This window comes from Microbacterium sp. CSI-V (assembly GCF_001984105.1).
Classification (GTDB): Bacteria; Actinomycetota; Actinomycetes; order Actinomycetales; family Microbacteriaceae; genus Microbacterium.
Genome location: NZ_MTQM01000008.1, coordinates 743,866 through 769,654 on the forward strand (window position 1 = coordinate 743,866; position 25,789 = coordinate 769,654).

26 protein-coding genes are annotated in these 25,789 nt (G+C 71.2%); 21 read left to right on the forward strand and 5 right to left on the reverse strand.

The features are described from left to right. From CSIV_RS09980 to CSIV_RS10030, 11 genes are all read left to right on the forward strand, one after another. Complete coding sequence (locus CSIV_RS09980) at positions 1-795, forward strand: TIM barrel protein (protein ID WP_077051204.1); 795 nt, start codon at positions 1-3, stop codon at positions 793-795. Further along, the gene (locus CSIV_RS09985; protein WP_077051205.1) at positions 792-2,306 is read left to right on the forward strand and encodes a GMC oxidoreductase; all 1,515 of its coding nucleotides are present in this window, start codon (positions 792-794) and stop codon (positions 2,304-2,306) included. Before CSIV_RS09980 ends, CSIV_RS09985 begins: the two co-directional genes overlap by 4 nt. 89 nt (positions 2,307-2,395) lie before the next feature. Beyond that, a complete protein-coding gene (locus tag CSIV_RS09990; protein WP_077051206.1) occupies positions 2,396-2,803 on the forward strand; it encodes a C-glycoside deglycosidase beta subunit domain-containing protein in 408 nt (135 codons plus the stop codon). Further along, a complete protein-coding gene (locus CSIV_RS09995) occupies positions 2,800-3,900 on the forward strand; it encodes a sugar phosphate isomerase/epimerase family protein (RefSeq protein ID WP_077051207.1) in 1,101 nt (366 codons plus the stop codon). The genes CSIV_RS09990 and CSIV_RS09995 overlap by 4 nt, the downstream gene beginning before the upstream one ends. A gap of 13 nt (positions 3,901-3,913) precedes the next feature. Further along, positions 3,914-4,948 (forward strand): sugar phosphate isomerase/epimerase family protein, encoded by a 1,035-nt coding sequence (locus CSIV_RS10000; RefSeq protein WP_077051208.1) that lies wholly within the window; start codon positions 3,914-3,916, stop codon positions 4,946-4,948. A gap of 26 nt (positions 4,949-4,974) precedes the next feature. Further along, positions 4,975-5,757 carry a nuclear transport factor 2 family protein gene (locus tag CSIV_RS10005; protein WP_077051209.1) on the forward strand — a complete coding sequence of 261 codons (783 nt, stop codon included), beginning with the start codon at positions 4,975-4,977 and terminating at the stop codon, positions 5,755-5,757. Positions 5,758-5,765: 8 nt separating this feature from the next. Continuing rightward, positions 5,766-6,182, forward strand: coding sequence for a C-glycoside deglycosidase beta subunit domain-containing protein (locus CSIV_RS10010; RefSeq protein ID WP_077051210.1), 417 nt, complete (start codon positions 5,766-5,768; stop codon positions 6,180-6,182). Beyond that, positions 6,179-7,369, forward strand: a complete 1,191-nt coding sequence (locus tag CSIV_RS10015) for a Gfo/Idh/MocA family protein (protein ID WP_077051211.1) — start codon at positions 6,179-6,181, stop codon at positions 7,367-7,369. The genes CSIV_RS10010 and CSIV_RS10015 overlap by 4 nt, the downstream gene beginning before the upstream one ends. An 11-nt stretch (positions 7,370-7,380) precedes the next feature. After that, complete coding sequence (locus tag CSIV_RS10020) at positions 7,381-8,385, forward strand: sugar phosphate isomerase/epimerase family protein (RefSeq protein ID WP_077051411.1); 1,005 nt, start codon at positions 7,381-7,383, stop codon at positions 8,383-8,385. 3 nt (positions 8,386-8,388) lie between these two features. Further along, a complete protein-coding gene (locus tag CSIV_RS10025; RefSeq protein WP_238592363.1) occupies positions 8,389-9,252 on the forward strand; it encodes a ThuA domain-containing protein in 864 nt (287 codons plus the stop codon). A 145-nt stretch (positions 9,253-9,397) separates the two neighbouring features. Further along, a complete protein-coding gene (locus CSIV_RS10030) occupies positions 9,398-10,384 on the forward strand; it encodes a Gfo/Idh/MocA family protein (protein WP_077051212.1) in 987 nt (328 codons plus the stop codon). An 82-nt stretch (positions 10,385-10,466) separates the two neighbouring features. Here the strand turns inward: CSIV_RS10030 and CSIV_RS10035 are convergent, their stop codons facing one another. The 5 genes from CSIV_RS10035 to CSIV_RS10055 all read right to left on the reverse strand — a co-directional run bounded on the left by CSIV_RS10035 (position 10,467) and on the right by CSIV_RS10055 (position 15,201). Next, a complete protein-coding gene (locus tag CSIV_RS10035; protein WP_077051213.1) occupies positions 10,467-11,438 on the reverse strand; it encodes a sugar phosphate isomerase/epimerase family protein in 972 nt (323 codons plus the stop codon). Continuing rightward, a complete protein-coding gene (locus CSIV_RS10040) occupies positions 11,435-12,394 on the reverse strand; it encodes a sugar phosphate isomerase/epimerase family protein (RefSeq protein WP_077051214.1) in 960 nt (319 codons plus the stop codon). The genes CSIV_RS10035 and CSIV_RS10040 overlap by 4 nt, the downstream gene beginning before the upstream one ends. An 86-nt stretch (positions 12,395-12,480) precedes the next feature. After that, positions 12,481-13,473: a restriction endonuclease subunit R gene (locus CSIV_RS10045; protein WP_077051215.1), complete on the reverse strand. Its 993-nt coding sequence runs from the start codon at positions 13,471-13,473 to the stop codon at positions 12,481-12,483. After that, entirely contained in the window at positions 13,470-13,883 is a 414-nt protein-coding gene (locus tag CSIV_RS10050) for a hypothetical protein (protein WP_077051216.1), read from the reverse strand. Before CSIV_RS10050 ends, CSIV_RS10045 begins: the two co-directional genes overlap by 4 nt. 43 nt (positions 13,884-13,926) lie before the next feature. Continuing rightward, positions 13,927-15,201, reverse strand: coding sequence for an ROK family protein (locus CSIV_RS10055; protein WP_077051217.1), 1,275 nt, complete (start codon positions 15,199-15,201; stop codon positions 13,927-13,929). Positions 15,202-15,311: 110 nt separating this feature from the next. Here CSIV_RS10055 and CSIV_RS10060 point away from each other — a divergent pair, with 110 nt between their 5' ends. The 10 genes from CSIV_RS10060 (at position 15,312) to CSIV_RS10105 (ending at position 25,766) form a co-directional block, all read left to right on the forward strand. Continuing rightward, the gene (locus CSIV_RS10060) at positions 15,312-16,358 is read left to right on the forward strand and encodes a Gfo/Idh/MocA family protein (protein WP_077051218.1); all 1,047 of its coding nucleotides are present in this window, start codon (positions 15,312-15,314) and stop codon (positions 16,356-16,358) included. After that, entirely contained in the window at positions 16,355-17,095 is a 741-nt protein-coding gene (locus tag CSIV_RS10065) for a hypothetical protein (protein WP_139340667.1), read from the forward strand. Before CSIV_RS10060 ends, CSIV_RS10065 begins: the two co-directional genes overlap by 4 nt. 105 nt (positions 17,096-17,200) lie before the next feature. After that, positions 17,201-18,217 carry a VOC family protein gene (locus CSIV_RS10070; RefSeq protein ID WP_077051220.1) on the forward strand — a complete coding sequence of 339 codons (1,017 nt, stop codon included), beginning with the start codon at positions 17,201-17,203 and terminating at the stop codon, positions 18,215-18,217. Between the two features lie 34 nt (positions 18,218-18,251). After that, complete coding sequence (locus CSIV_RS10075; RefSeq protein WP_077051221.1) at positions 18,252-19,199, forward strand: fumarylacetoacetate hydrolase family protein; 948 nt, start codon at positions 18,252-18,254, stop codon at positions 19,197-19,199. After that, the gene (locus CSIV_RS10080; RefSeq protein ID WP_077051222.1) at positions 19,196-20,188 is read left to right on the forward strand and encodes a cyclase family protein; all 993 of its coding nucleotides are present in this window, start codon (positions 19,196-19,198) and stop codon (positions 20,186-20,188) included. The genes CSIV_RS10075 and CSIV_RS10080 overlap by 4 nt, the downstream gene beginning before the upstream one ends. Positions 20,189-20,224: 36 nt before the next feature. Then, the gene (locus CSIV_RS10085) at positions 20,225-21,358 is read left to right on the forward strand and encodes an FAD-dependent monooxygenase (protein WP_077051223.1); all 1,134 of its coding nucleotides are present in this window, start codon (positions 20,225-20,227) and stop codon (positions 21,356-21,358) included. After that, positions 21,355-22,365 (forward strand): amidohydrolase family protein, encoded by a 1,011-nt coding sequence (locus CSIV_RS10090; protein ID WP_077051224.1) that lies wholly within the window; start codon positions 21,355-21,357, stop codon positions 22,363-22,365. Before CSIV_RS10085 ends, CSIV_RS10090 begins: the two co-directional genes overlap by 4 nt. Then, positions 22,362-23,363: a fumarylacetoacetate hydrolase family protein gene (locus CSIV_RS10095; protein ID WP_077051225.1), complete on the forward strand. Its 1,002-nt coding sequence runs from the start codon at positions 22,362-22,364 to the stop codon at positions 23,361-23,363. Before CSIV_RS10090 ends, CSIV_RS10095 begins: the two co-directional genes overlap by 4 nt. Then, on the forward strand, positions 23,360-24,136 hold the full coding sequence (locus CSIV_RS10100; protein ID WP_077051226.1) for an SDR family NAD(P)-dependent oxidoreductase: 777 nt from the start codon (positions 23,360-23,362) through the stop codon (positions 24,134-24,136). The genes CSIV_RS10095 and CSIV_RS10100 overlap by 4 nt, the downstream gene beginning before the upstream one ends. A gap of 130 nt (positions 24,137-24,266) precedes the next feature. Beyond that, positions 24,267-25,766, forward strand: coding sequence for an MDR family MFS transporter (locus CSIV_RS10105; protein WP_077051227.1), 1,500 nt, complete (start codon positions 24,267-24,269; stop codon positions 25,764-25,766). Positions 25,767-25,789 lie beyond the last annotated feature (23 nt).

The following is a 25,789-nucleotide window of genomic DNA, read 5'->3' on the forward strand; positions in this document are numbered from 1 at the left end:
ATGTATCAGCTCGCCCCCAACATCGAACTGCTCTTCACCGAGGCCGGCGATTACCACGACCGCGTGCGCGCGGCGGCCGCGGCCGGTTTCGACGCCGTCGAGATCTGGGGTCCGACCGGCGTGGACGCCCCCGCGACCCCGAAGGACCTCCCGGCGCTGAAGGCCGCGCTCGAGGAGACCGGCACGCAGCTCACCGCGCAGCTCGCCGAGCCGCGGACGCAGTTCATGATCCCGCCGTGGGACCACTCGGAGTTCTACCGCAAGCTCGACGAGGGCGTCGCGATCGCGCAGGACCTCGGCTGCCCCCGCATCGTCGTCGGCAGCGGCACGGGCTTCGGCGGCTGGAAGCGGCAGGTGCAGCTGGACAAGCTGATCGAGATCTATCGGAAGGCCGTCGCGCAGATCGACGGTTCGGGCGTCACGCTCGTGCTGGAGCCCGTGAACGTCCGCGTCGACCACCCGGGTTCGCTGCTCGACCGCACGTCCGAGGCCGTCTACGTCGCGCGCGGCGTGGAGTCGCCGCAGTTCGGTGTGCTCTACGACATCTACCACTCGGCCGTCGAGGGCGAGGACATGGAGGCGGAGCTCGAGAACGCGGGCGACCTCGTCAAGTACGTGCAGCTCGCCGACGCCCCCGGGCGCGGGGAGCCGGGGACGGGCGACCTCGACTGGGCCGAGCGCTTCCGCCTGCTGCGCGCGAGCGGATACGACGGGCCGATCGGCCTGGAGTACTACCCCACGACCGAGTCCGCGGCATCCGTCGCCCACATCGTCGAGCTGGGGCGCACGGCATGAGCGGGCGGCAGTACCCCGCGTCGGTCGACGTCGCGATCGTCGGGAGCGGCCCTACGGGCGCGGCGTACGCCCGCGTGATCTCGGAGCGCGCGCCGGACCTGACGGTCGCGATGTTCGAGGTGGGTCCGACCGTGTCCGACCCGCCCGGCGCGCACGTGAAGAACATCGCCGAGCCGGCCGAGCGCACGCGCGCGCAGGTCGCGTCGGAGGGCCCGGGGGAGCGGGGAACGAAGGTCGTCAGCCCCGGTGCCGCCAAGGCCGGGGTGCGCGGGGCGCGTCCCGGAACGTTCCTGCTCGACGACGGCTACGTCTTCGAGGGCGAGGACGGCCTGCCGGTCGCGGCGATGTCGAGCAACGTGGGCGGCATGGCCGCCCACTGGACCGGCGCGTGCCCGTGGCCGAACGAGAGCGAGCGCATCGGGTTCCTCCCCGACATGGACGAACTCCTCGCCGAGGCCGAGCGTCTGCTCGGCGTCACGCGGGACGCCTTCGACTCCGCCCCGTTCGGCGAGATCGTGCGCGAACGGCTGGCTGCCGCGGTCGACGACGGACGCACGGACGCGACGAAGGTGCAGCGGATGCCGCTGGCCGTGCACCGGCGCGACGACGGTCGCCTGGTGTGGTCGGGGTCGGACGTGGTCCTCGGCGACGTGACGCGGACGAACCCCGCGTTCTCGTTGTTCGACGAGTCGCTCGTGACCTCGGTGGTCCTCGCCGACGGGCGCGCGGCGGGCGTCGTCGTCCGCGACCTGCGCTCGGGCGAAGAGCACGAGGTCGCCGCGCGGGCGGTCGTCGTCGCCGCCGACGCGCTGCGGACGCCGCAGCTGCTGTGGGCCTCGGGGGTGCGCCCGCCGGCCCTCGGCCGATACCTCAACGACCAGGCGCAGGTGGTGTTCGCGTCGCGGCTGCGCGACGTCGCCCCCCTCGGGGCCGACGCTCCGGCCACCGGACTCGCCGAGTACAGCGGCGTCAGCTGGGTGCCGTTCACCGACGCCGTGCCGTTCCACGGGCAGATCATGCAGCTCGACGCCTCGCCGATCGCGCTCGCCGAGGACGACCCGGTCGTGCCGGGGTCGATCGTCGGTCTCGGGCTGTTCTGCGCGAAGGACCTGCAGGCCGACGACCGCGTCGAGTTCGACGACGCGCACGTCGACGGGTACGGGATGCCGGCTCCCCGCATCCACTACACCCTCACCGCTCGCGATCACGAGGTGATCGAGCGCGCCCGCGCGGAGATCACGCGTCTGGCCGAGGCGATCGGCGATCCGGTCGGCGACCGGCCCTTCACCCTCCCGCTGGGGTCGTCGCTGCACTACCAGGGCTCGACGCGCATGGGTGCCGCCGATGACGGCGAGAGCGTGTGCGACACCGACGGTCAGGTCTGGGGCGTTCCGGGACTGTTCGTCGCCGGCAACGGCGTCATCCCGACTGCGACGGCCTGCAATCCCACGCTGACGTCCGTGGCGCTCGCGGTCCGCGGGGCCCGCGCGATCGCGGCATCCCTCGCCTGATTCCTTGCTTATGCAGAAATCAGACATTAGAGTGTAGGAATCAGAACAAAGAAGTTCGCGGCTCCGGCCGCGCCGACGAGGAGGTCGCGGTGATCCCGGATCGCATCATCGAACAGGGCACGCTGCGTGCCCGCGACGGACGTGCGGCGGTGGAGGTCCGCCTCCCCTGGTACCGGGCGCTGCCGGCATCCTGCATCTCCGCGGCGAAGCTCACGATCGACGGGGTCGAGGCCCCGACCGAGACGCTCCGCTGGGAGATGAACGGCGAGGAGTTCACGTTCGGCGAGATGACGACGAACACGCAGGAGTGGTGGTTCCCCACCGACTCCGCCGTGCTCTCGGGAGACCTCGCGCTGGATGCCGGCGAGCACGAGGTCCGGGTCGATCTGACGCTCTACATCCCGTACATCATCATCGCCGACGACGAGGTGCTCCACATCGAGGAGCACGACACGAAGACGATGACGGTTCGTCAGGCCGAGGAGGCCCTCGCATGACCGCGCTCGGCACGCCCATCCAGGGCGTCACGCTCTACAGCTTCACCCGCGCGTTCCACGGGCGCGAGTACGACCTCGACCAGCTCATCCGCAAGACCGCGGCCGAGGGCTTCGGGCCGGGCCTGGAGATCATCGGATTCTCCAGCTTCCGCGGGTTCCCCGACATCGACGACCACTTCGCCGGGCGCTTCTCCGACCTGATCGACGAGGTCGGCCTCGTCCGCACCTCGCTCGCGGTCAACGCCGACATCGGCCTGCGCCCCGACAAGCTCATGGACCAGGACGAGCTCATCGCCTACATGCGCCGGCAGATCGCGGCGGCGGCGAAACTCGGCTTCCCGATCGCGCGCGTGCAGATCTCGCTGACGCCCGACTCGATGGAGGCCCTCGCCCCCATCGCCGAGGAGTACGGCGTCACGCTCGCGCTCGAGGTGCACGCCGACCAGTACGCCTCGCACCCGCGTATCCTCGCCCTCCGCGACCGGTACGAGCAGGTCGGTTCGCCGTTCCTCGGCTTCACGATGGACTGGGGCGCCACCGTCACCGGCTTCGCGCCCTCGCTCCTCGAGGCGTACCGCCGCCGGGGCGCGTCGGAGGAGCTGCTCGCCGCCGTCGTCGCGCTGTGGGACGAGTACTACGAGCAGGGTCCGCCCGCCGACCAGGCCGACCACGGTCAGCGGTTCGGCCGCTTCATCGGCCTCTCGCACCAGTACGGCCGCCCCGACCTCGGCATCGATCTCGGCATCAACGGCACCGGACTCTTCGGTCCGGCGCGGGTCGACGACTGGCTCGAGATCATGCCCTGGGTGCGTCACGTGCACGGCAAGTTCTTCGGCATCGACGAGAACGGCCAGGAGCCCTCGGTGCCCGTCGCCGACCTCATCACCCTTCTCGTCGACAACGGTTACAGCGGCGCCGTGTCCAGCGAGTACGAGGGCTGGCACTGGAACCACTGGCAGAGCCCGTTCGAGATCATCCGCGCCGAGCAGGTCATCCAGCGCACGGCCGCCGCGGCCGCGGGCTCGCGCATGATCACGGATGCCGCCGAGGCCCGGCGCACCCTCGACACCCACCTGTCGCACGCCGTGCGCGCCTGAAAGGACACCCGCCATGAGTGACGGCATCGCCGGGACCGGCATCCAGCTCGGGACCACCCTCTACTCGATGACGAGCGAGTTCGCCGCGGGGCTGTACACGCCCGAGACGCTGATCCGCGAGGTCCACGACCAGGGCATCGGCCCGGGCGTCGAGTTCAACTTCGCGCAGCTGCTGCGGTCGTACCCCGACGTGGACGACGACTTCGTGCAGCTGTGGTTCGACTCGCTCGAGAGATACGGCCTCGAGGCCAGCGCGGTCGGCACGAACCTCGACATGGGGCGCCGCAAGGACCGCGACATGACGCCCGACGAGGAGCACGAGTTCTTCGCCCGCCAGCTGAAGTCGGCGCACACGTTGGGCTTCCGCACGGTCGTCATCCGCTCGGCGGGGAAGGAACTGCTGCGCAGTCTGCTGCCCCTCGCCGAGAAGTACGACCAGAAGCTCGCCTACGAGATCCACGCGCCCTCCGGCCCGAACGACCCGAAGGTGCTCGAGATCCGCGAGGTGTACGAGGAGCTCGGCAGCGACCGCCTCGGCTTCACCGCCGACTTCTCCTCGACCATGCACTCGCTCTCCCCGACGCTGCTGCGCACGCTCGGCCAGATGGGCATGGACGAGAAGCACTTCCCGGTCATGGACGAGATCTGGCACGAGCCGGCCCCCATGCACGTGCGCAACCAGACCTTCGAGGACTACCTCTCGGGCGAGGGCGTCGACCCGCTGCGCTTCGGACCGTTCACGCGCCTCGCGTTCAACATGCACGGGCTGGTGCCGCCGGAGGAGTGGCTCGACATCATGCCGCAGATCTTCCACGTCCACGCGAAGTTCTACGACATCGGGCCCGACGGCCAGGAGCCCGCGATGGACATCCCGCGCATCGTGAAGCAGTTCGTCGTCGGGGGCTACCGGGGCTACCTCTCCAGCGAATGGGAGGGCCACGCGTTCAGCGATCTCGGTGAGAGCGACCCCATCGACCTCGTCAAGAAGCAGCACGCGCTCATGCGCACCGCCATCGAAGAGACCGTCGCCGCGCACCAGCCGGCCTGACACCCATCACGTACGAAGGAGTATCCGTGTCGAACACCACCACCGAGGCATCCCTCTCGGACCTCGTCGCCGAGATCGTGCGCCTGCGCGAGCAGGTCGAGGCCGCCCAGTCCCTCGCGCAGCGCGCCGAGGACCGCGGACAGGTCGAGAACCTGTTCAACCGCTACATGCACCTGCACAACGCGTTCGAGGACGAGCAGATCATCCCGATGTGGGTGAAAGAGGGCACCGAGGGGATCCGCGCGCGCTACACCAACGCCGGTCAGTACACGACGTGGCAGAGCGTCACCGACTACCACCGCGGCCGCCCCCACCCCGAGGGCAAGCTGATCCTCCACACCACGAACACCCCGGTGATCGAGGTCGCCGCCGACGGCAAGACCGCCAAGGGCGTCTGGCTCATGGCCGGCACCGAATCGGGCCTGACCGACCCCCGGGTCGCCGAGGCGTTCCCCGACATGTACTCGCCCGACGAGGTGCTCGGCAAGAAGGTCTGGGCGCACTGGGTGTGGTGCAAGTACGCCATCGACTTCCTCAAGCAGGACGGCGAGTGGAAGTTCTGGAAGTTCCGCTGCTACGAGCTCGCCCGTGCCCCCTTCGAAGAGAACTGGGTCAGCTTCGGCCTGAAGAACCAGGGTGCGTTCGACCTCGACCTCATGTACTTCGGCGACGACGGCAAGCCCGTCTTCATGCCGCCGGCCGACGAGCCGGTGCCGTCGAAGAACCACCCCTACAGCCCCGAGACGACGCAGAAGCTCGAGCCCGTGCCGCCGGTCGCGCACGAGCACTTCGTCGACACCTTCGCCTAGGAGTCCCCGTGGCCACCCACAACTCGCTCTTCGCCGAGAAAGACGTCCGTCGCACCGACGACGGGCTCGCCGTCTCGGTACAGCTGCCGTGGTACCGCAGCCTCTGGCTGTCGGCGGTCGACGGCGTCGCCGCCACCGTGAACGGCGTCGCGATCCCCACGGAAGACCTCCGGTTCGTCCTCGAGGGTCGCGAGTACCGCGTCGAGGAGCTGCCGGAGCAGTCCGACACCCTGTGGTTCGTCGCCGACCGCCCTGACGTGCGGATCCACCTCGACACGCCGCCCGCGGCGGGCGAGACGATCACCGTCGAGGTGGTGCTGACGATGCGTCTGCTCTACATGCAGATCATGCCGGGCGTCGACGGCGGCCCCGGCCGCTACGTCACGAACCGCGTGCCGGTCGAGCGCGAGCTGGTGCTGGCATGACATCCGCCCGGCCCCTGCGCGTGGCGATGATCGGCTACGGCTTCATGGGGGCGGCGCATTCGGTCGGGTGGCGGCAGGCGCCGCACGTCTTCGATCTGGCGCGCCCGGTGGAGATGACCGTCGTCGTCGGTCGGAACGCGGATGCCGTGGCATCCGCCGCCGCGAAGTGGGGCTGGGCGGAATCGGCCACCGACTGGCGCGAGGTGATCGCCCGGGACGACATCGACATCGTCGACATCGTGACTCCGGGCGACTCCCACGCCGAGATCGCGATCGCGGCGCTCGAGGCCGGCAAGCACGTCCTGTGCGAGAAGCCGCTGGCGAACACCGTGGCCGAGGCCGAGGCGATGGCCGAGGCGGCGGAGCGGGCGCGGGCGCGCGGCATCCGGTCGATGGTGGGGTTCACGTACCGGCGGGTCCCGGCGGTGACGCTGCTGCGCGACATGATCGCCGAGGGGGCGGTGGGAGCGGTGCAGCAGGTGCGCGCGGCGTACCGGCAGGACTGGCTCGTCGACCCCGGGATGCCGCTCGCCTGGCGCCTGCAGAAGGAGCATGCCGGGTCGGGGGCGCTCGGTGACATCGGCGCGCACATCATCGACATGACCCGGTTCGTCACGGGGCTCGACATCGACAGCGTCACCGGCACGCTCGAGACGATCGTGAAGCAGCGTCCGCTGCAGGCGGCCGGATCGGGGCTCTCGGGCTCGGCGGGGGAGGGCGTCGGCGACGTCACGGTCGACGACGCCGCGATCTTCACCGGCCGGCTGTCCAACGGCGCGTTGGCGTCGTTCGAGGCGACGCGGTTCGCCACGGGCCGCAAGAACGCGCTCACGATCGAAGTGTCCGGCGACCGCGGGGCGCTCGCGTTCGACCTGGAAGACCTCAACAGCCTGCGGTTCTACGACCGCACGGCACCCGAGGGACGCCAGGGGTTCACCCAGATCCTCGTCACCGAGGCCGTGCACCCGTACGTCGCCGCGTGGTGGCCGGCCGGTCACATGCTCGGCTACGAGCACGGCTTCACCCACCAGGTGGTCGACCTGGTTGACGCGATCGACAGCGGGACCGACCCGCACCCCTCGTTCGCCGAGGGACTCAGCGTCCAGCAGGTGCTCGACGCGGTCGAGCGCAGCTCCGCCGCAGCCGCCGCGTGGACGAGCGTGGCATCCCCCGTTCCGGTCTCCTGAAAGGTTTCGTCATGGCACGCCCGATCACCCTGTTCACCGGCCAGTGGGCCGACCTGCCCTTCGAAGAGGTCGCGCGTCTCGCGGGCGAGTGGGGCTACGACGGCCTCGAGATCGCCTGCTGGGGCGACCACATCGACGTCTCGCGCTGGGACGACGCCGACTACGTCCAGTCGCGTCTCGACATCCTCGAGCGCCACGGACTGAAGGTCTGGACCATCGCGAACCACCTCGTCGGCCAGGCCGTGTGCGACGACCCCATCGACGAGCGGCACCACGACATCGTGCCGTCGCGCGTGTGGGGCGACGGGGATGCCGAGGGCGTGCGGCAGCGCGCCGCGGAAGACCTCAAGAACACGGCGCGCTTCGCCGCGAAGCTCGGGGTCTCGACGGTGACCGGCTTCACGGGGTCGAGCATCTGGAAGTACGTCGCCATGTTCCCGCCGGCATCCGAAGCGATGATCGACGCGGGATACCGCGACTTCGCCGACCGGTGGCATCCGATCCTCGACGTGTTCGAAGAGGTCGGGGTGCGTTTCGCGCTCGAGGTGCACCCGTCCGAGATCGCGTACGACTACTGGACCGCGAAGAAGACGCTCGAGGCGATCGGCCACCGGAAGAGCTTCGGCTTCAACTTCGACCCGTCGCACTTCGTCTGGCAGCAGCTGGATTCGGTCGCCTTCGTCCTCGACTACGCCGAGCACATCTTCCATGTGCACTGCAAGGAGTCGGTCACGAACCTCGACGGCCGCAACGGCGTGCTCGGCTCGCACCTCTCGTGGGACAACCCGCGGCGCGGCTGGACGTTCGTCTCCACCGGGCACGGCGCCGTGCCGTGGGAGCCGCTGTTCCGCGCGCTGAACGCGATCGGCTACGACGGTCCGACGAGCGTGGAGTGGGAGGACGCCGGCATGGACCGGCTCGTCGGCGGCCCCGAAGCGCTCGCCTTCGTCCGCAAGCTCGGTGAGATCACCCCGCCCCACCAGTTGTTCGACGCCGCGTTCTCGCGAAAGGACTGAGCCGTGCTGAACGTGCTGATCCTCTCGGGGCACATGACCGTCGAGCACGACAACGCCCACCGCAGCTTCCGCCTGCACAACCAGTGGATCACGACGCTCCTGGAGGACACCGGGCGCTTCCACGTGCGGGTCGTCGAGGACCCGCGCGGGCTGCCCGCGAGCGTCATCGCCAAGTACGACGTGCTGATCGTCGTGTTCGAGGGCCGCGACGGTTACCACGACATCGCGACCGGGTTCGGGGCCGAGACGGATGCCGCGATCCTGCGTTTCGTGCACGACGAGGGCAAGGGCATCGTGTGGTTCCACGGCTCCGCCGCCCAGGAGGACCGCTGGGGCTACCCCGAGGAGTACAACGTCATGCGCGGAGCCAAGCTCAGCGCGTGGGAGACGGGGCTGCGTCCGCGTCCATGGGGCGAGGCCCTGCTGCGGACCGCCGAGCCCCGGCATCCGATCACCGAGGGCATCAACGAGACGTGGACCGTCACCGGTGACGACATCCTCGTCGGCGTGCAGATGTACGAGGGCGCCCAGGTGCTGCTGACGACCTTCGACGACCTCGAGGCGTACGAGAAGGCGCCCGTGTGGCCGATGTCGCACTACCCGGTCGACATCCCGCCGGAGGGTATCGCGGCGCTGCCGGGCATCAACACCGACCAGCCGCTCGCGTGGATCAACGAGTACGGCGCGGGCCGGTCGTTCACGATCACGATCGGGCACGACATCGACACGTTCCGGCGCATCGAGTTCATCCGCATGTTCCCACGCGGTGTCGAGTGGGCGGCGACCGGCGAAGTCACGCTCACCGGCCCCGATCGCCGCGGCGACCGCCGCATCAACCCCTGGCCGTACTACAACGGCGAGGGGTGAGGGCCGGGCGGGGCGGGGCGCGGGCGGGGCGGGGCGGGGCGGCGTCCGGGCCGCGGCCGTGTCACGCATAAACGCGATTCGCGCCCAGAAACGCGAGCACACCGTGTTTATGCGCGCGGATCGCGTTTATGAGTGAGGGAGAGGCATGATCGGGATCGGCATCCTGGGGGCGGGCGGCATCGCGGAACGCGCGATGGTCGAGCCGTCGCGGACCGTCGACGGTGTCGAGGTCGTGGCCATCGGCGCGCGGGATCCGGAGCGGGCGCGCGCGTTCGCCGACCGGCTCGACCTCCCCGCGTGGGGCGACTACGACGCGGTGCTGTCGGATCCCCGGGTCGATCTCGTCTACCTCGCGTTACCGCCGATCGTCCACGCCGAGTGGGCGACGCGGGCGCTCGAGGCCGGGAAGCACGTGCTGTGCGAGAAGCCCCTGTCGGCGAACGGGACGACCGCCGCGGCCATCGCGGACACGGCGGATGCCAACGCCCGACGCGCGTTCGTCGGCTTCCATTACCGCTCGCATCCGTTCATCGCGGACCTCCTCGCCACGATCGGGTCGGGGGCCCTCGGCGACGTGCGGCGCGTGGAGGTGGACTTCAGCATCCCGCACTTCGTCGTGAAGCCCGGCAACATCCGCCTCGACGGCGACCTCGCCGGCGGCGCCGTGATGGACGTCGGCTGCTACGCGGTCGATCTGCTCCGGGCGGCGTGGGGCGAGCCCGAGGTCGTCTCGGCGTCGGCGCGGACGTACGACGTCGACCCCCGCATCGACCTGCAGACCGACGCCGAACTGCTGTTGCCCGGTGGCATCCCGGCCGCGGTCCGGGCGTCGTTCCTCGGCGACGACGCCGGGGCGATGGAGGTGCGGGTCTTCGGGGGCGCGGCCACGCTGCGTGCGACGAGCGTCATCGTGCCGCAGTGGGGCGCGACCCTCCGCGTGACGACCCCCGACGGCACGGTGCTGCGCGAGGTCGCGGTCGACCCCGCCGAGAACAGCTACGCCCGGCAGCTGGAGCACCTGCGCGACGTGCTGACCACGGGCGCGCCCAGCATCCTCGACGCCCGCCGCGCCGTCGGCACGATGCGCGTCGTGGACGAGATCTACCGCGCGGCCAGGTTGCTCCCGCGCTGACGAGCGCGTGAGTCGCCAAGATTTGTCGCTTCTCGGCATGCCGAGGCGACAAATCCTGGCGACTCACGCGAAGGGCGCAGCCTCAGCCCAGCAGCGGCTGCAGCACCTTCTGCACGTACCAGCCCGCGACCATCGTGCTCTCGGCGGGGTGGGGGCTCTGGTCGGACTCCACCACGATCCAGCCGCGGTAGCCGTGCTCGGCCAGGGCGCCGACGAAAGCCTCGAAGTCGACCAACGCGCGCTCGTCGCTCGGCTCGTAGAACCACCGCAGGATCTTGCGCGGGCCGCCCTCGGTGCGGACGAACTGCTCGGCGTGCGGCGTCGACGCCTCGGCGTCGTCGACCGTCTCGCGGGCGTCCTTCAGCTGCACGTGGACGACCCGGTCGGCGTACCGCCGGTACAGCGCGACCGGATCGATCCCCGCGATCGCGTATTCGGCGGTGTCGATCGCGAGACCGACCTTCGCCGGGTCCGTGGCGGCGAGCAGGCGATGGATGCCATCCCCCAGGCGCAGCGCCGAGAGGAAGTCGACGTGCAGACCGAGGGCGATGCCATCCTCGGCAACGGCCGAGCCGACCGTGTTCCACAGGTCGGCGAGCACACCGATCTGCTCGTCGGAGAGGGGCCCCGTCTGCCACGCCGAGGGGGCGGCGCGCACGACCAGCACGCTCCCGCCGAGGCGGCGGACGGCATCCGCGAACCAGCGTGCGGTGCGGGTGATCTCGCCGACCGACGCCGGATCCAGCGGGTCGGGGCCCCGGCCCATCTCGACCTCGAAGCCGACGGAGGGGTCGTACACGTAGCTGCTCACGGCGTCGAGCGCGCACGCGGACAGCACCTCGCGGAACGCCTCGAGCGAGCCGTAGAGGTCGGCGATCTGCTGGGGCGTCCCGAGCGGCTCCCACGCGCCGAAGCTCACGGCGGTGAGCTCGATGCCCGAGAAGCCGCTGATCGACACGGTCTTGAACGCCCGCTCGTGCTCGCGCTTGCGGACGAACGAGTCGATGTTCGTGTCCCATTGGTTGACGGCGTAGGCCCAGCGCACGTCGCTCATCGCGCGACCTCCTCGTTGTAGATGCCGTCCAGCACGTTCTTGGCGTACCAGCGCGAGATCGCGGTGCTCTCGGCGTAGTCGCCGCCGAGCTTGTCGGCCTTGTCGTGTTCGACGCTGATCCAGCCGGTGTAGCCGTTGTCGCGCACCGAGCGCATCATCGCCTCGAAGTCGACGAGCCCCTCAGCGGTGCCCATCTCGTAGAACCATTTCTCGGTCGTCTTCGCCGATACCTCGGCATCCGGGAACATCCGGTAATCGTCGTTGACGTCCTTGTGGCGGGTGTCCTTGAAGTGGAAACCGGTCACGCGCGCGTGGTGCTTCTCGTACACATCGACCGGGTCGACGTCGGCGATGCAGTGCTGCGCGGTGTCGACGAAGAACTTCACGTAGCGCGGGTCGGCGTAGGAGTAGAAGCGGTCGATCTGGTCGCGCGTGCGGATGCCGGCGTAGAACTCGTGGTGGCAGGTGAGGTTGACGCCGTACTGCTGTGTGAGTTCGCCCACCTTCCCCCAGATGTCGGCCGCGTGCTTCAGCCCGTCGTCGGGCACGCCGGCCTCGTCGAAGTAGCGGGACCCGGGCATCACGATGATGTTGTCGAGCTGGATGCCGGACCACATGTCCAGCGTCCGCTGGAAGTCCTCCAGGATCGTGGCGTGGGTCGCGGGCACCTCGGGGGCGTAGCGGTCGGGGGAGTAGTAGACCCCGTGGAACGTGTTGACGATCCGTTCGAGGCCCTGCTCCTGCACGAACTCCTGGTAGTTGGCGACGGACCCGTACTGCTCGAAGATCTGCCAGATCCGGAAGTCGAACGTGTCGATCGCGTCAAATCCGACGGCGGCGACCTGCTGGAGGAATCGCTTCATCGCCAGCTTCGACTGCCACTGGTCGTAGGGTCCGGCGGGTCCTTGGGCCCGCCAGTGGTCCATGTAGCTCCACTTGATGGGGCGGTCGGTCATGGGGTGCTCCTTGTTCTGATGCGCGAGCGCCTGAGGTGCCAATATGTGTCGCTGCGAGCGGGCTCCGGGCGACACATTCTGGCGACTCACGCGTGAGGGGATGGACGGTCGGAGAGGAGAGCGGCGGCCCGTGCGAGGTGACGCGAGGTCATCTCCCACGGGTCGTCGTCGAGCCACTCCTGGCCGCCCCACTCGCTGCAGAGCGTGCCGGTGTAGCCCGTCGCGGCGAGGGCGGCGCCCACGTCGCGAAGGGGGTCGGAAAGTCGGTGGTCGGCGTCGTCGAGGTCCCAGAACTTCAGGTGCACTCCGCCGATGAGGGGCAGAACGGATGCCACGTCCGAGACGTCCGAGCGCCCGAACCGCACGAGCAGGTTCATGTACAGCGTGTGCACCGGTCCCGGCACGCGGCCCGACCGCAGGTGGTCGACGACCGCGCCGTGGGTTCCGGGCTCGCGCCAGTGGTCCCGGAGCAGCGTCACGAGTGCCGGGTCGACACCCCCGCGGGACAGGGCGTCGAGGTACGTCACGGGGAGCGCCGGCATGAGCATGCTGATGTCGAGCAGCAGGCGCACGTGGGGGCTGTCGATCTCGGCGATCCGCGCGAAGGCCTCGGGCGACGCGGCCGGCGTCTGGTGCCCCTGCGCCTCCTCGTACAGCACGAGGTCGAGTTCCTCCAGCAGGGGCAGCGCGCGCTCGAGCACCGCGCCCGCCTGGCCGATCGGGAGGCGCACGCCCTGCGCGCCGAGCGCCGCGGAGGTGCGCAGCTGCGGCTCGAGGAAGGCGAGGCGCTCGTCGTCGGTGCGGCGGCGGTGACCGTCCCACTCGTCGATGCTCACGCCGACGATGCTCACTCGCCCGCCTACCGCGTCGAGGCGATCGCGCAGGTCGTGCGCCTCGGCGAGCGTGGCCGCCGGGTAGCCGCGCCACAGTTGCCCGAGCTCCACCTCGATCGCGGACGCGAGCCCCCGTTCGACCAGGGCGACCGCGAGATCCGGGGCCGTGCGTTCGGCGCGCACGACTTCGGGCGTGAGGTTGAACGCGCTCGCCGACAGCGTCCAGCCCGCCGGCAGCGCGCTCATGCGCGGCTCCCGACGTCTCGCGAGACACCCGTCGTCGGCGTCTCGGTGTCCAGCTCGCGGGTGAAGAAGAAGGGCAGACGGAGGGGCCCGTCGGGCCCGCCGTCGAGGTACGGCACCTCCAGCCGGAACGACACCGACACCTCGTGGATGCCAGGGCTCGCGGCATCCGTCACGTGCAGGGCGACGCGGTCCTGCACGTGCCACCACAGCGGCTCGGCCTCGAGGTCGGCGGGGTCGACGCGGCGGTCGCCGAGCTCCACGGTCGCGGGGGCGGATCGCCCGTCGATGCGCACCTCGGGGTCGACGAGACCGGCGAGGGGCAGGGAGCGGATCCAGGGCAGGGAGAGGCGGAGGACGTACCCGTCGGGGAGGGTGTGCAGCGCATCGTCGCGCAGCGCGGTCAGGACCATAAGTCCCGAATCTACCGACTAATGTCGCAAATAGGAAGAAGTGTCAGGCGGGGATCGCCGCGCCGCGGATCGCCGCGAGCGTCGGGCGACCCTCGGCGAACCATCGCGGGAACACCGCCTCGAACAGCTGCTCTCGGGCGAGGTCCACCCCGCCGCGCAACGGCTCGCGGGCGTCGTTGACGCTGGTCACGATCGACAGGTCCCGCGTGGCGAGCGGCAGGGAGAGCTCGTAGACCCGGTGGCGCACCTCGGCGAGGAACAGCTCGCCCGCGGCCGCCACGGCTCCGCCGATGACGATGACGCTCGGGTTGAACATGTTCACGAGAGCGGCGACCGCTTCGCCGATCTGCCGCGCGGAGGCCTGGATGAGTGAGATCGCGAGCGCGTCGCCCCGCTCGGCGGCCTTCGAGATGTCTTCGGGGGCGAGTTCGGTGCCCGAGGCGAGGATGTCGGCGATCGCACCCGTGCCCCCGGCCGCGACAGCCTCGCGCGCGTCGCGCACGAGGGCCCAGCCGCCGGCGACGGCTTCGAGGCATCCGATCTTCCCGCACCGGCACTGCTGCTCCGCCCCCGGAACCCGGACGTGGCCCATGTCACCGGCGGCGCCGTTCGCGCCGCGGTGCAGGCGCCCGTGCGACACGAGCCCCGCGCCGATGCCGGTGCCGACCTTGCAGTAGATGAGGTCGGGGTTGTCCTCGCGCCGACGCGCGCGCTCCCCGGCGGCGAGGATGTTCACGTCGTTGTCGACCCAGACCGGCGCCGAGTAGCGCTCCTCGAAGCGCGAGCGGACGTCGAAGTTGTTCCACCCGGGCATGATCGGCGGGGCGACCGGCCGGCCGGTCTCGAAGTCGACCGGGCCCGGGAGGCCCACGACCACGGCCCAGACCGCGGGGTTTCCGTCGCTCTCGAGGAGTTCGTCGACCATCGACGTCGCGACCGCGAGGGTCTCGTCGGGGCCGCTGGCGATGTCCCACGCCCGGTGCGCCTCGGCGCGGATCTCGCCGTCGAGGTCGGTGACGCCCACATGGATGTGCAGTCCGCCGAGCGCGCACACGACGATCCGTCCGCGCTCGGAGCGGAAGCGCAGGGTGCGCGGAGCCCGCCCGCCCGAGGAGGGGGCGTACTCGGCGTCCTCGAGGAAGCCCATCTCGACGGCGCGATCGACCCGCTGCGTCACGACGCCGCGGCCGAGTCCCGTGACGCGACCGATCTCGGGACGCGTCACCGCCTCGCCGAGTCGGACCATGTTGACGATCCGCAGCAGGCTCGTGACCTCGTCGGTCTGTGCGCCGAAGCGGAGCGTGGAGACGTTGGCCATGCTCGATCTTCACACAAGGGCGGCCTCCCGCTCCCGGTTTCGCGTCATCTATGGTTCATTAGTCTCGAACTTCGGCGCCATTCGTGCCGAAGTGGCCGCGAAGGAGCGTCATGACCTGGGGAGTGGGCATCATCGGGGCCGGTCCCGGGGTGGCGGCATTGCACGCGCCGACGCTGGCGCGGACCGCGGGCGACTTCCGCCTCGTGCACGTCAGCGACGGCGGCAGCGGGCGCGCCGCCGCGATCGCCGAGCGCTTCGGCGCACGCTCCTCGACCGGCGTGGAGGCGCTGCTGGCCGACGCCGAGGTCGAGGTCGTCGCCGTGTGCAGCCCGCCCGAGCAGCACGCCGCGCACGTGCGCGCGAGCCTCGCCGCGGGGCGCCGCGCCATCTTCTGCGAGAAGCCGCTCGCGACGACCCTCGAAGACGCCGAGCGGATCGTCGCCGAGTGCGCCGACGCCGGCGCCCTCCTGGTGGTGGGCACGAATCACCTGTTCGACCCGGCGTGGTCGCGGGCCACTCACCACCTGCACGCCACGCGCGATCGCGTGCGGTCGGTGTCGGTGACGCTGTCGCTCGCGCCTAACGGGAGGTATCACGAGCTCGTCACGGGCGCGCCCCTTCCCTCGGCACCGGGGCCCGCTCGCCCGCCCATCGACCCCGACGACCGCGAGCTGAGCGCGCGGATCGTCCGGCAGCTGGTCGTCGGGCTGGCCGTGCACGATCTGCCGCTCGTGCGCGATCTCGTCCCGGATGCCACCGAGGTCGTGTGGGCGCGACCGGTCGCGCCCATCGGGTTCGACCTCGCCCTCCGCTCGTCCGATGCGGTCGTGCGTTTCACCGCGGTGATGGGGCCCCACGGGGCGGACTCGCTGTGGCGGGTGAACGTCGCGACCGACGGCGCGCGCATCGACGTCGAGTTCCCGCCCCCGTTCGTGCACGCGGGCAGCGCCCGCACCACGGTTCGCGACGGGCGCGGCATCCAGACCGCGTATCCGATCGACCGGCGCGACGGGTACGACGCGGAGTGGCGCGCGCTCGCGGCCCTGCTGCGCGGCGAGACGGCGATGGAGTACGACGAGCTGCGCGCGGATGCCGCGTTCGTCATCGCCGTGGCCGACGGCGCCGCCGCGGCCGTGCGGGCGGGGGTGGCCGCGTGAGCGCGATGGCGGTGGGGACCGACCTGGCCGCCTACCGGTCGGCCGTGGCCGAACTCGCGCCCCTCGTGCGGCTCGCGGATGCCGATGAGGCCGGCGTCCTGCGGGTCGTCGACGGCCGCGGCGCGTGGTGGGACCGTGTGGAGCGGCTCACCGACACCCTCGGGGTGGTGGTGGACGAACCGCAGCCCGCGCCGGCCGCCGCCCACGAGCGGCTTCGGGTGCTGGGCGTGCACGTGGTGGTGGCCCGGCGCCGGCTGCGGGCCGATGTCGTCGCGACGGTCGCCCCGGTGCCCGCGGCGCATGTCGTGGTCGATGCGTGGGGAGCGCCGTCCGAAGCGGCGGTGGTGCTGAGGGACGCCGTCGGCTGGGCGCGCGTGCTCGCCGGCGGGCCGCTCGAGGTCGTCGCGCACGCCGCGACGCCGACGGCCGACGTCCTCGCCCTCGCCCGCGGGCGGATCGGGGTCAGCGTGACCCGGGCGCTCGGTGGCGCGGGGGTGGGCGACGCGCTGACGGCGATCGCGCTCGGACCGCGGCGCGTGGAGGTGCGGACCGACTCCGCGGCGGCGACGATCCACGTCGAGATCGACGACCTCGAGGGCCGGCGCATCGCGGCTCCGAGACGCGAGGCGGCCGAGCGCGTGGCTCTCCGGAGGCTCCGGGATGCCGTCGCCACCGGCGTGCGGCCCGGTGACCTCGACGAGCTGGCCCACGACGACGGCATCCTCGGAGTGGAATAAACCGGGTCGATACTCGGCATCCACAGGATCGGCTTCCCTGATATCGACTTCGGTCGGATAGTGGAAGAAGAGTCGGAACGGCCCGATTCACCGAAAGGATCGAAGATGATCAAGCTTCTCTCGCACCTGTCCTTCGTTGCGATCACGACGCCCGATGTCGATGCCTCGGTGGACTTCTACGTCAACCAGGTGGGTCTGACCGAAGTCGCGCGCGAGGACGACCGCGTCTACCTGCGCTGCTGGGGCGACTACTACTCCTACTCCGTCGTGGTGGTCCGCGGCGCGGAGCCCGCGCTCGAGACCATGGCCTGGCGCACCTCGTCGGCCGAGGCCCTCGAAGAGGCGGCCAAGCGCGTCGAGGCGACCGGCATCCAGGGCGAGTGGTTCGACGGCCGCGGCATCGGCCGCGCCTACCGCTTCACCGGCCCGTTCGGCCACAACATGACGCTGCACTGGGACGTCGAGCGTCACCGTCCCGAGCCCCACACCGCGTCGATCTTCCCCGACCGTCCCGAGAAGCGCAGCTCGGTCGCCGGCGCTCCTCGCCAGCTCGACCACGTCACCGTCGCGACCTCCGACGTCGACGCGTTCGTGCAGTGGTACGTCGACACCCTCGGCTTCCGCTTCATGGCGCGCACCGTCCTCGACGAGGCGCCCATCTCGGTGTTCTCGGTGCTGACCACGAACGAGAAGTCGCACGACCTCGGCGTCGTCCTCGACGGCTCGACCCGCGCCGGCCGCATCAACCACTACGCCTTCTGGGTCGACACCCGCGAAGAGCTGCTCATCGCCGCCGACACCCTCATGGAGAACGGCATCCCGATCGAGTACGGCCCCAACATCCACGGCATCGGCGAGCAGACGTTCCTCTACTACCGCGAGCCCTCGACGCTGCGCATCGAGCTCAACACCGGCGGCTACCGCAACTACGTCCCCGACTGGGAGGCGAACACCTGGAAGCCGTCGCAGGGCTCGAACAACCTGTACCGAAACGGCGCCATGCCCATGTCGATGACCGAGTCGTTCCCGCCCGCCGACGGCCCCAGCGCCACCGAAGAGGGCGTGCCCGACGAGATCAAGGACGCCCTGCTCAACCCCTACGCCGTCCAGGGCCGGGGCTGAACGTCGATCCCGGTCGGGGAGAGTGAGCACCACCATGACCACCGCACCTTTCGCCCTCGCGCGTTTCCGTGACGGGGATGCCGTGCACGTCGGCCTCGTCGCCGGCGACCGCATCCGTGCGCTCGCCGACGACGAGCTCGGCGGTGGCCTGAACGCGTTCCTCGCCGACCCCGACTGGGATCGCCTCGAAGCTCTCGCTGCGGCGCCGGGGGAGTGGCATCCGCTGTCGGATGTCACCCTCACCGCGCCCGTCGAGCCGCGGCAGGTGCTGCAGACCGGCGCCAACTACCGCCAGCACGTGATCGAGCTGGTGGCGGCGGGCCTGACGCAGAACACCGACCGCACGCCGGAGGAGGCCCGCGCCTTCGCCGCCGACATGATGGACGAGCGCGCCCGCACCGGCGAGCCCTACTTCTTCATCGGGCTCACGGCGTGCGTCGTCGGCGACGACGTGCCGCTCGTGCTGCCGGCCTCCAGCGACGTGCACGACTGGGAGCTGGAGCTCGCCGTCGTCATCGGGCGCGAGGCGTTCCGCGTCTCGCGCGAGGAGGCGCTCGACCACGTCGCCGGCTACACGATCGTCAACGACATCACCACGCGCGACCTCGTCTTCCGCAAGGACATGAAGGAGATCGGCACCGACTGGTACCGGGCGAAGAACGCGCCCGGGTTCCTCCCGACGGGTCCGCTCCTCGTGCCCGCCCGGTTCGTCGACCCCGCCGACACCCCGGTGCGGCTCGAGCTCAACGGACAGGTCATGCAGGATGCCTCGACCTCCGACCTCCTGTTCGACGTCCCCGCGCTGGTGTCCGCGGCATCCCAGACCCACCCGCTGCTCCCCGGCGACCTGCTGCTCACCGGCAGTCCCGCCGGAAACGGTCAGCACTGGAAGAGGTTCCTCCGCGACGGCGACGTCATGACGGGGACCATCGGCGCGCTCGGCACGCAGGTCGTGCGGTGCGTCGCGGAGGAGAACGCGTGAGCGCGCCGTCGGAGGATCCGGCCGACCTCGACCGGCAGAACCCCGAGGCGGAGATCGCCGCGCGCGCCGAGGCCCACCGGAATTGGGGGCGGTGGGGCGAGGACGACGTGCTCGGCACGCTCAACTTCATCGACACCGCGAAGCGTCGCGAGGCCGCCGCGCTCGTGCGCGAGGGGCGCTCCATCTCGCTCTCGCAGCGCTTCGACACCGACGGGCCGCAGAAGGGCTGGCGCCGCCGGACCAACCCCGTGCACACGATGACCGACACGGGAACGGATGCCGAGCGCGGCAACCAGGGCTTCCCGCACGGCATCGGCGGCGCCGACGACGTCATCGCGATGCCCCTGCAGTGCTCGACCCAGTGGGACGGCCTCGGGCACATCTTCGACCACGGGTTCGCCTGGAACGGGCGCCGGGCGGGCGACGTCGTCACGAGCGACGGCGACCTCGTCACCGGCATCGAGCACGCGGCCGACGTCATCGTGTCGCGCGGCGTACTGCTCGACGTGGGCCGGCACCTCGCGCCCGAGAGCGGTGAGCTCGCCGACGGCTACGCCATCACGGCCGCCGACCTCGACGCGTGCGCGGCCGCCGAGGGCGTCACCGTCGGTCGCGGCGACATCGTGCTCGTGCGCACCGGGCAGTTCGCCCGCGTCACGCGCGAGGGCTGGGGCGACTACGCCGGCGGCCCCGCGCCGGGGCTGTCGCTCACGACCGCCGGGTGGCTGCACCGCACCGAGATCGCCGCCATCGCCACCGACACCTGGGGGTTCGAGGTGCGGCCGAACGAGTTCGACGTGCCCGCCTTCCAGCCCCTCCACCAGGTCGTGATCCCCAATCTCGGGCTCACGATCGGCGAGATGTGGAACCTCGACGCGCTCGCCGAGGCGTGCGCGTCGGCGGGGCGCTGGGAGTTCCTGCTCTCCGCGCCGCCGCTCCCCATCACCGGCGCCGTCGGGTCGCCGGTGAATCCCGTCGCCCTGCTGTAAACCTGATCCCCGTGGAAAGAACAGAGAGGTTCTGACATGACCGCCGTTCAGAAAGTCGCGATCGCCGGAGCCGGCGTCGCGGGCCTGGCATCCGCCATCTTCCTCGCCCGCGCGGGCGTCGAGGTCGACGTCTTCGACGCGCAACCGTCGCTGCCCACCCGGGGGTCGGGCATCACGCTGCAGGGGAACGCCCTGCGCGTGTTCGACGCGCTCGGGGTGTGGGACGAGATCGCCGCGGCCGGCAACGCGTTCGAGGGCCTGAACCTGCGCGCGCCGGGGCCCGGGGCCCCGATCGTCGCAGCGCTCCCCGATCTCAAGACGGGCGGTGCGGACTACCCCTCGGCCATGGGGCTGTCGCGACCCGACCTGGCCCGCATCCTCCTCGCCGCCGTGGAGGAGCACGGCGCCCGCGTGCACTTCGGCCGGCGGGTCACCGGTCTCACGCCGTCCGGCGACGCGGTCGACGTCGAGGTCGACGGCGCGCCGGCGGGAAGCTACGACCTGGTCATCGGTGCGGACGGCCTGCACTCGACGGTGCGCGAGCTCGTCGGCATCCACGTGTCTCCAGAGCGCAACGGCATGGGTATCTGGCGCACGTTCGTGTCGCTTCCCGAGGGGGTCGACCGCACCGAGCTGTACTACGGCGGTCCGGTGTACATCGCCGGGTACACGCCCACCGGTGCCGACACGATGTACGCGTTCCTGGTCGAGAAGGCCGAAGACCGCTCCGGCGCCTCCCCCGAGGAGGCGCGCCGGATCATGGTCGAGCAGTCGCGCGCGTACGACGGTCCGTGGAACTCCATCCGCGCCGACATCGAAGCCGGGGCGGATGCCAACTACACCTGGTTCACCCGACACCTCGTCGAGGCGCCCTGGAACCGTGGCCGCGTCGTCGTCATCGGCGACGCCGCGCACAGCTGCCCGCCGACCATCGCGCAGGGTGCCGCACAGGGACTCGAGGACGCCGCGGTGCTGACGGAACTCCTCATCGACGGGGATGCCGTCGACCAGACGCTGTGGGACGCCTTCCACGAGCGTCGTGTGGCGCGGGCCGAGGCGATCGTCGACGCGTCGGCGCAGCTCGCCCAGTGGCAGCTCGACGGCGTCCGCGATGCGGACGCGAGCGGCCTGATGTTCCGCGTCGCGCAGATCACCTCGGTGCCCGCATGAGCGAGGTCGTCGACGTCCACGCCCACCTGCTCATGCCGGGCCTGCACGCCGAGGTCGAGCGGCGGGTGCCCGAGGAGGTGCAGGCCGCGGCCGATCTCGAGCTGCGCCGCAACGGGCTCGCGAGCCTGCAGGCGTCGGGGCGCATGATCGGCGAGCGGTTCCCGCGCCTGACCTCCGTCGAGGCGCGTCTGGCCGCGATGGACGCGCAGGGCGTCGACCGGCAGTGGGTCAGCCCGTCGCCGAACCACTTCTACCCGTGGGCGAACGAGGGTCTCGCGACGTGGACGACCGGCGAAGCCAACCGGCTCATCGCCGAGCACGTCGCCCAGGCTCCGGATCGTCTCGTGGGTCTCGGCACCGTGCCGCTGCAGCACCCGCAGCTCGTGGTCGACGCGCTCGACGACGCGGTGCTCGGGCGCGGGCTCGCCGGGGTGGAGATCTCCTCCTTCGCCGGCGACGTCGAGCTGAGCGACGACCGGTTGGAGCCGTTCTGGGCGCGCGCCGCGGAGCTGCGGGCGGTGGTGTTCCTGCACCCGTTCGGCTGCTCGCTCGACGAGCGCCTCGACCGGTTCTACCTCTCGAACACGGTCGGCCAGCCCACCGAGAACGCCGTCGCGCTCTCGCACCTCATCTTCGCGGGTGTGCTCGACCGGCATCCGGGCCTCCGTCTGGTGGCGGCGCACGGCGGCGGGTACCTGCCCACCGCGATCGGCCGCTCCGACCGCGCGTGGAAGGTGCGGCCCGAGGCGCACGGGTGCGCGCACGCGCCCTCGACCTACCTCGCGAAGCTGTGGTTCGACACGGTCGTGCACGACGAGCGCGCCCTGCGGTGGCTCGTCGAGGTCGCGGGAGCCGATCGGGTGCTGCTGGGCAGCGACTTCCCGTTCGACATGGGGCTTGACGACCCCGTCGGGTTCGTCCGCGGGGCCGGGCTCGCCGACGCCGAGGCGACGGCGATCCTCGGGGGCAACGCCGAGGCGCTGCTACGCACGCGGGTGCACGCGTGAGGATCGCGCGGTGGGTCGACGGCGCCGACATCGGCGAGGGGTTCGTCGACGGGGCCACGGTGATCCCGTTCCCCGACGGGCTGCGTGTCGCCGAGGTGCTCGCGCAGGGGCTCGACGCGGCTTCGGCGCTGTTCGGACGACGTGACCTCGCGGCGGCGCGGCCCCTGGCCGACGTGCGTCTGCTCGCCCCGCTCGTGCCGGCGACGATCCGTGACTTCGTCGCGTTCGAGGAGCACGTCGAGGGGGTGAGCGCGTCGGTCGACGGCAAGAGCGAGGTCGTGCCCGAGTGGTACGAGGCCCCGACCTTCTACTTCACCAACCCGCATACGGTCCGGGCGACCCGCGACGTCGTGGCGATCCCCGAGACGCAGCGGCTCGACGTCGAGCTGGAGCTGGCCGCGGTCATCGGCGGCGTGCCCGGTTCGGACGGGGAGAACCTGGATGCCGCGAGCGCGGCCGCCCACATCTTCGGCTACACCGTGATGAACGACTGGTCGGCGCGTGACCTGCAATCGCGCGAGATGAAGGTGCGGCTGGGCCCTGCCAAGGGCAAGGATTTCGCGATGACGCTCGGGCCGTGGATCGTCACGGCCGACGAGCTCGAGCCGTACCTCGGCGCCGACGGTTTCCTCGCCGTGCGGGCGGAGCTGTTCATCAACGGCGAGCTCATCGGCGACGACCTCGTGGCGAACATGGGCTGGCCGTTCCCCGAGCTGGTGATGTACGCCGCGCGGAACTCCGTCGTCGTGCCGGGCGACGTGCTCGGGTCGGGCACGGTGGGCCACGGCGGATGCCTGGGCGAGCTGTGGGGGCGCCGCGGTGCGCTCGACCCGCGGCCTCTCGAACCCGGCGACGAGGTGCGCATGGTCATCGACGGCGTCGGCGAGATCGTCAACGTCGTGGGAGAGCGGGTCGCCGCGCCGCCCGTGCCGCGGGCGCGGGAGCGTTCGCGGGCGCGGTACCGCACCGATGTCGCGGGATCCCCGGCCGGGCGATGACCGATCTGCGTCTGCCGGGCATCGCCGATCACCTGTTCGTGGTGACGGGTGCCGGAGGCGGCCAGGGCGCGGAGGAGGCGCTGACGCTGACTTCGCTCGGGGCGGATGTCGTCGCGGTGGACCTGGCCGAGGACGCGCCCGAGCTGCGCGAGCGCGCGGCGCCCCTCAGGGGATCGCTCGCCTACCGACGCCTCGACGTCGCCCGTGGGGAGGACTGGGCCGCACTCGCCGCGTCGCTGGACCGACGGCGCGTGCGGGGGCTGGTGAACAACGCCGGCATCACGCACCGCGCGCGCATCGGAGAGCTCGCCCGCGCCGACTGGGACCGCGTGTTCGCCGTCAACGTCACCGGCGCGATGCTCGGCATCCAAGCGCTCCTCCCGCTCATGGATGCCGGCTCCTCGATCGTCAACATCGGCTCGGTCGCGGGACTCACGGGGCATTACACGGCCGCGTACACCGCGAGCAAGTGGGCGTTGCGCGGGCTCACGCACGCGAGCGTCACGGAGCTCGGGCCCCGCGGCATCCGGGTGAATCTGGTGCATCCGGGCTTCATCCGCACTCCGATGACGGCGTCGGCGTCGCCCGCGTTCGCCGAGGCGAGCACCGCGATCATTCCGCTGCACCGTGTCGGCGAGGCGGTCGAGGTCGCCGAGATCGTCGCCTTCCTGCTCTCGGATGCCGCGGCGTTCCTCACGGGAGCGGAGATCGGTGTCGACGGCGGGCAGGCCCTGTCGGGGGCGGCGTCGGTGCTCTCCGACGCCCTCCGCTAATGTTGAAAATCGACATAAGTCGGGTATGATGGCTCCGACGTCGGGGCCCCGCGGGTCCGTTCGCCCGGTGAGGGAGCCGGAGCGGCACATACGGTCGCGTCGATCGCCCGGTCGTACGGGCGCCCCACGTATGACTCTCTCCCCCGCGCGCGTGCGCATCCTCGTCGTCGCCCTTCTCGCGGTGTCGTTCCTCGGCGCCCTCGACCACACGGTGGTCTCCACCTCGCTCGCCACGATCGCCGGTGACCTCGGCGCGCTCGAGCACATGAGCTGGATCATGGTCGGCTACACCCTCGCCGCCACCGTGATGCTGCCCGTGCTCGGCAAGCTCGGCGACGTCGTCGGGCCGCGCAGCGTCTTCCTCGTGTCGCTCGGCCTGTTCCTCGTCGCCTCGCTCGCGTGCGGCTTCGCCCCCGACCTCGGCTGGCTGATCGCCGCCCGCGTCGTCCAGGGCCTCGGCTCCGCGGGGCTCCAGCTGATGTCGCAGACGATCATCGCCCGCGTCACGAGCCCCCGCCAGCGTCCCCGCTACATGGCCGTGATCGGCACGGCCTTCCCGGTCGCGATCGTCGTCGGACCCGTCGTCGGCGGACTCATCACCGACTTCTGGGGCTGGTCGTGGGTGTTCTGGATCAACATCCCGGTGGGTCTCGCGGCCTTCGCGCTCGCCCTGGTCGCCGTGCCCCGTCTCCCCGGTGGCGCCCATCCCCGCTTCGACATCCCCGGCTCGATCGTCTTCACCGGCACGCTCGTCGCGCTCGTGCTCGCCGTGACCTGGATCGGCGACGACGCCCTGCGCCCGGCGGCGCTCGCGTGCGCGGCGGCGGCGGTCGTCGGCATCCTGGCCCTCGTCGCCATCGAACGACGGGCGGTCGAGCCGATCCTGCCGCCCCGCATCCTGCGCAACCGCACGATCCTCGCCTGCCTCGGTCTCTCGCTCATCGTCGGCGCTGGCCTCTTCGCCGTCGTCGCGTACGTGCCGACGTACATCCAGATGGCCTATCGCACGACCGCGACCGTGTCGGGTCTCGTGCCGATCGCGACCGTGCTCGGCATGCTCGTCAGCAACCTGCTCACCGGGTGGTTGGTCAGCCGCTCGGGCCGCTACCGCTTCTACCCCGTCTTCGGCACGGTGCTCGGGGCCGCGGGGCTGGCGACCATGGCCGCGCTTCCGGCGGGGGCGCCGCTGTGGGTGCCCATGGTCGTGATGGCCGCGGTCGGTATCGGCACCGGCTCGTTCACGAACCTCATCTTCGCCGTCGTGCAGAGCGCGGCCGCCCGCTCCGACCTCGGAGCCGTCACCGCCACCACCAACCTCGTGCGCCAGGTGGGGTCGGCCGTCGGCACGGCGATCGTCGGCGGCGTGGTCGGCTTCGGCGTGGCCGCGTCCCTCCCGGTCGGTCTTGATGCCGACACCCTGACTCCCGCGGTGGTCCGCGCCGCGTCCCCCGAGGTTCAGGACGCCGTTGCCGTGATCTACCATGACACCTTCGCTCCGGTGTTCGCCGGTCTCGCGCTCGTCTACGCCTGCGGCATCGTCTTCGCGCTGCTGCTCCCCGGCGGGCGTCTGTCCGACGAGGCGCCCGCACCCCTCGATGCCGTGACCGACGCCGAACGCCAGCCCGTCTGATCTCTCAGCCCGCCTGATCTCGA

Coding starts and splice junctions, on each gene's coding strand:
- CSIV_RS10070 (WP_077051220.1), top strand. CDS start 17,201: ATGATCAAGCTTCTCTCGCACCTGTCCTTCGTTGCGATCACGACGCCC.
- CSIV_RS10060 (WP_077051218.1), top strand. CDS start 15,312: ATGACCTGGGGAGTGGGCATCATCGGGGCCGGTCCCGGGGTGGCGGCA.
- CSIV_RS10000 (WP_077051208.1), top strand. CDS start 3,914: ATGAGTGACGGCATCGCCGGGACCGGCATCCAGCTCGGGACCACCCTC.
- CSIV_RS10030 (WP_077051212.1), top strand. CDS start 9,398: ATGATCGGGATCGGCATCCTGGGGGCGGGCGGCATCGCGGAACGCGCG.
- CSIV_RS09985 (WP_077051205.1), top strand. CDS start 792: ATGAGCGGGCGGCAGTACCCCGCGTCGGTCGACGTCGCGATCGTCGGG.
- CSIV_RS10085 (WP_077051223.1), top strand. CDS start 20,225: ATGACCGCCGTTCAGAAAGTCGCGATCGCCGGAGCCGGCGTCGCGGGC.
- CSIV_RS10100 (WP_077051226.1), top strand. CDS start 23,360: ATGACCGATCTGCGTCTGCCGGGCATCGCCGATCACCTGTTCGTGGTG.
- CSIV_RS09995 (WP_077051207.1), top strand. CDS start 2,800: ATGACCGCGCTCGGCACGCCCATCCAGGGCGTCACGCTCTACAGCTTC.
- CSIV_RS10045 (WP_077051215.1), bottom strand. CDS start 13,473: ATGAGCGCGCTGCCGGCGGGCTGGACGCTGTCGGCGAGCGCGTTCAAC.
- CSIV_RS10055 (WP_077051217.1), bottom strand. CDS start 15,201: ATGGCCAACGTCTCCACGCTCCGCTTCGGCGCACAGACCGACGAGGTC.
- CSIV_RS10015 (WP_077051211.1), top strand. CDS start 6,179: ATGACATCCGCCCGGCCCCTGCGCGTGGCGATGATCGGCTACGGCTTC.
- CSIV_RS10090 (WP_077051224.1), top strand. CDS start 21,355: ATGAGCGAGGTCGTCGACGTCCACGCCCACCTGCTCATGCCGGGCCTG.
- CSIV_RS10105 (WP_077051227.1), top strand. CDS start 24,267: ATGACTCTCTCCCCCGCGCGCGTGCGCATCCTCGTCGTCGCCCTTCTC.
- CSIV_RS10020 (WP_077051411.1), top strand. CDS start 7,381: ATGGCACGCCCGATCACCCTGTTCACCGGCCAGTGGGCCGACCTGCCC.
- CSIV_RS10035 (WP_077051213.1), bottom strand. CDS start 11,438: ATGAGCGACGTGCGCTGGGCCTACGCCGTCAACCAATGGGACACGAAC.
- CSIV_RS09980 (WP_077051204.1), top strand. CDS start 1: ATGTATCAGCTCGCCCCCAACATCGAACTGCTCTTCACCGAGGCCGGC.
- CSIV_RS10075 (WP_077051221.1), top strand. CDS start 18,252: ATGACCACCGCACCTTTCGCCCTCGCGCGTTTCCGTGACGGGGATGCC.
- CSIV_RS10040 (WP_077051214.1), bottom strand. CDS start 12,394: ATGACCGACCGCCCCATCAAGTGGAGCTACATGGACCACTGGCGGGCC.
- CSIV_RS10050 (WP_077051216.1), bottom strand. CDS start 13,883: ATGGTCCTGACCGCGCTGCGCGACGATGCGCTGCACACCCTCCCCGAC.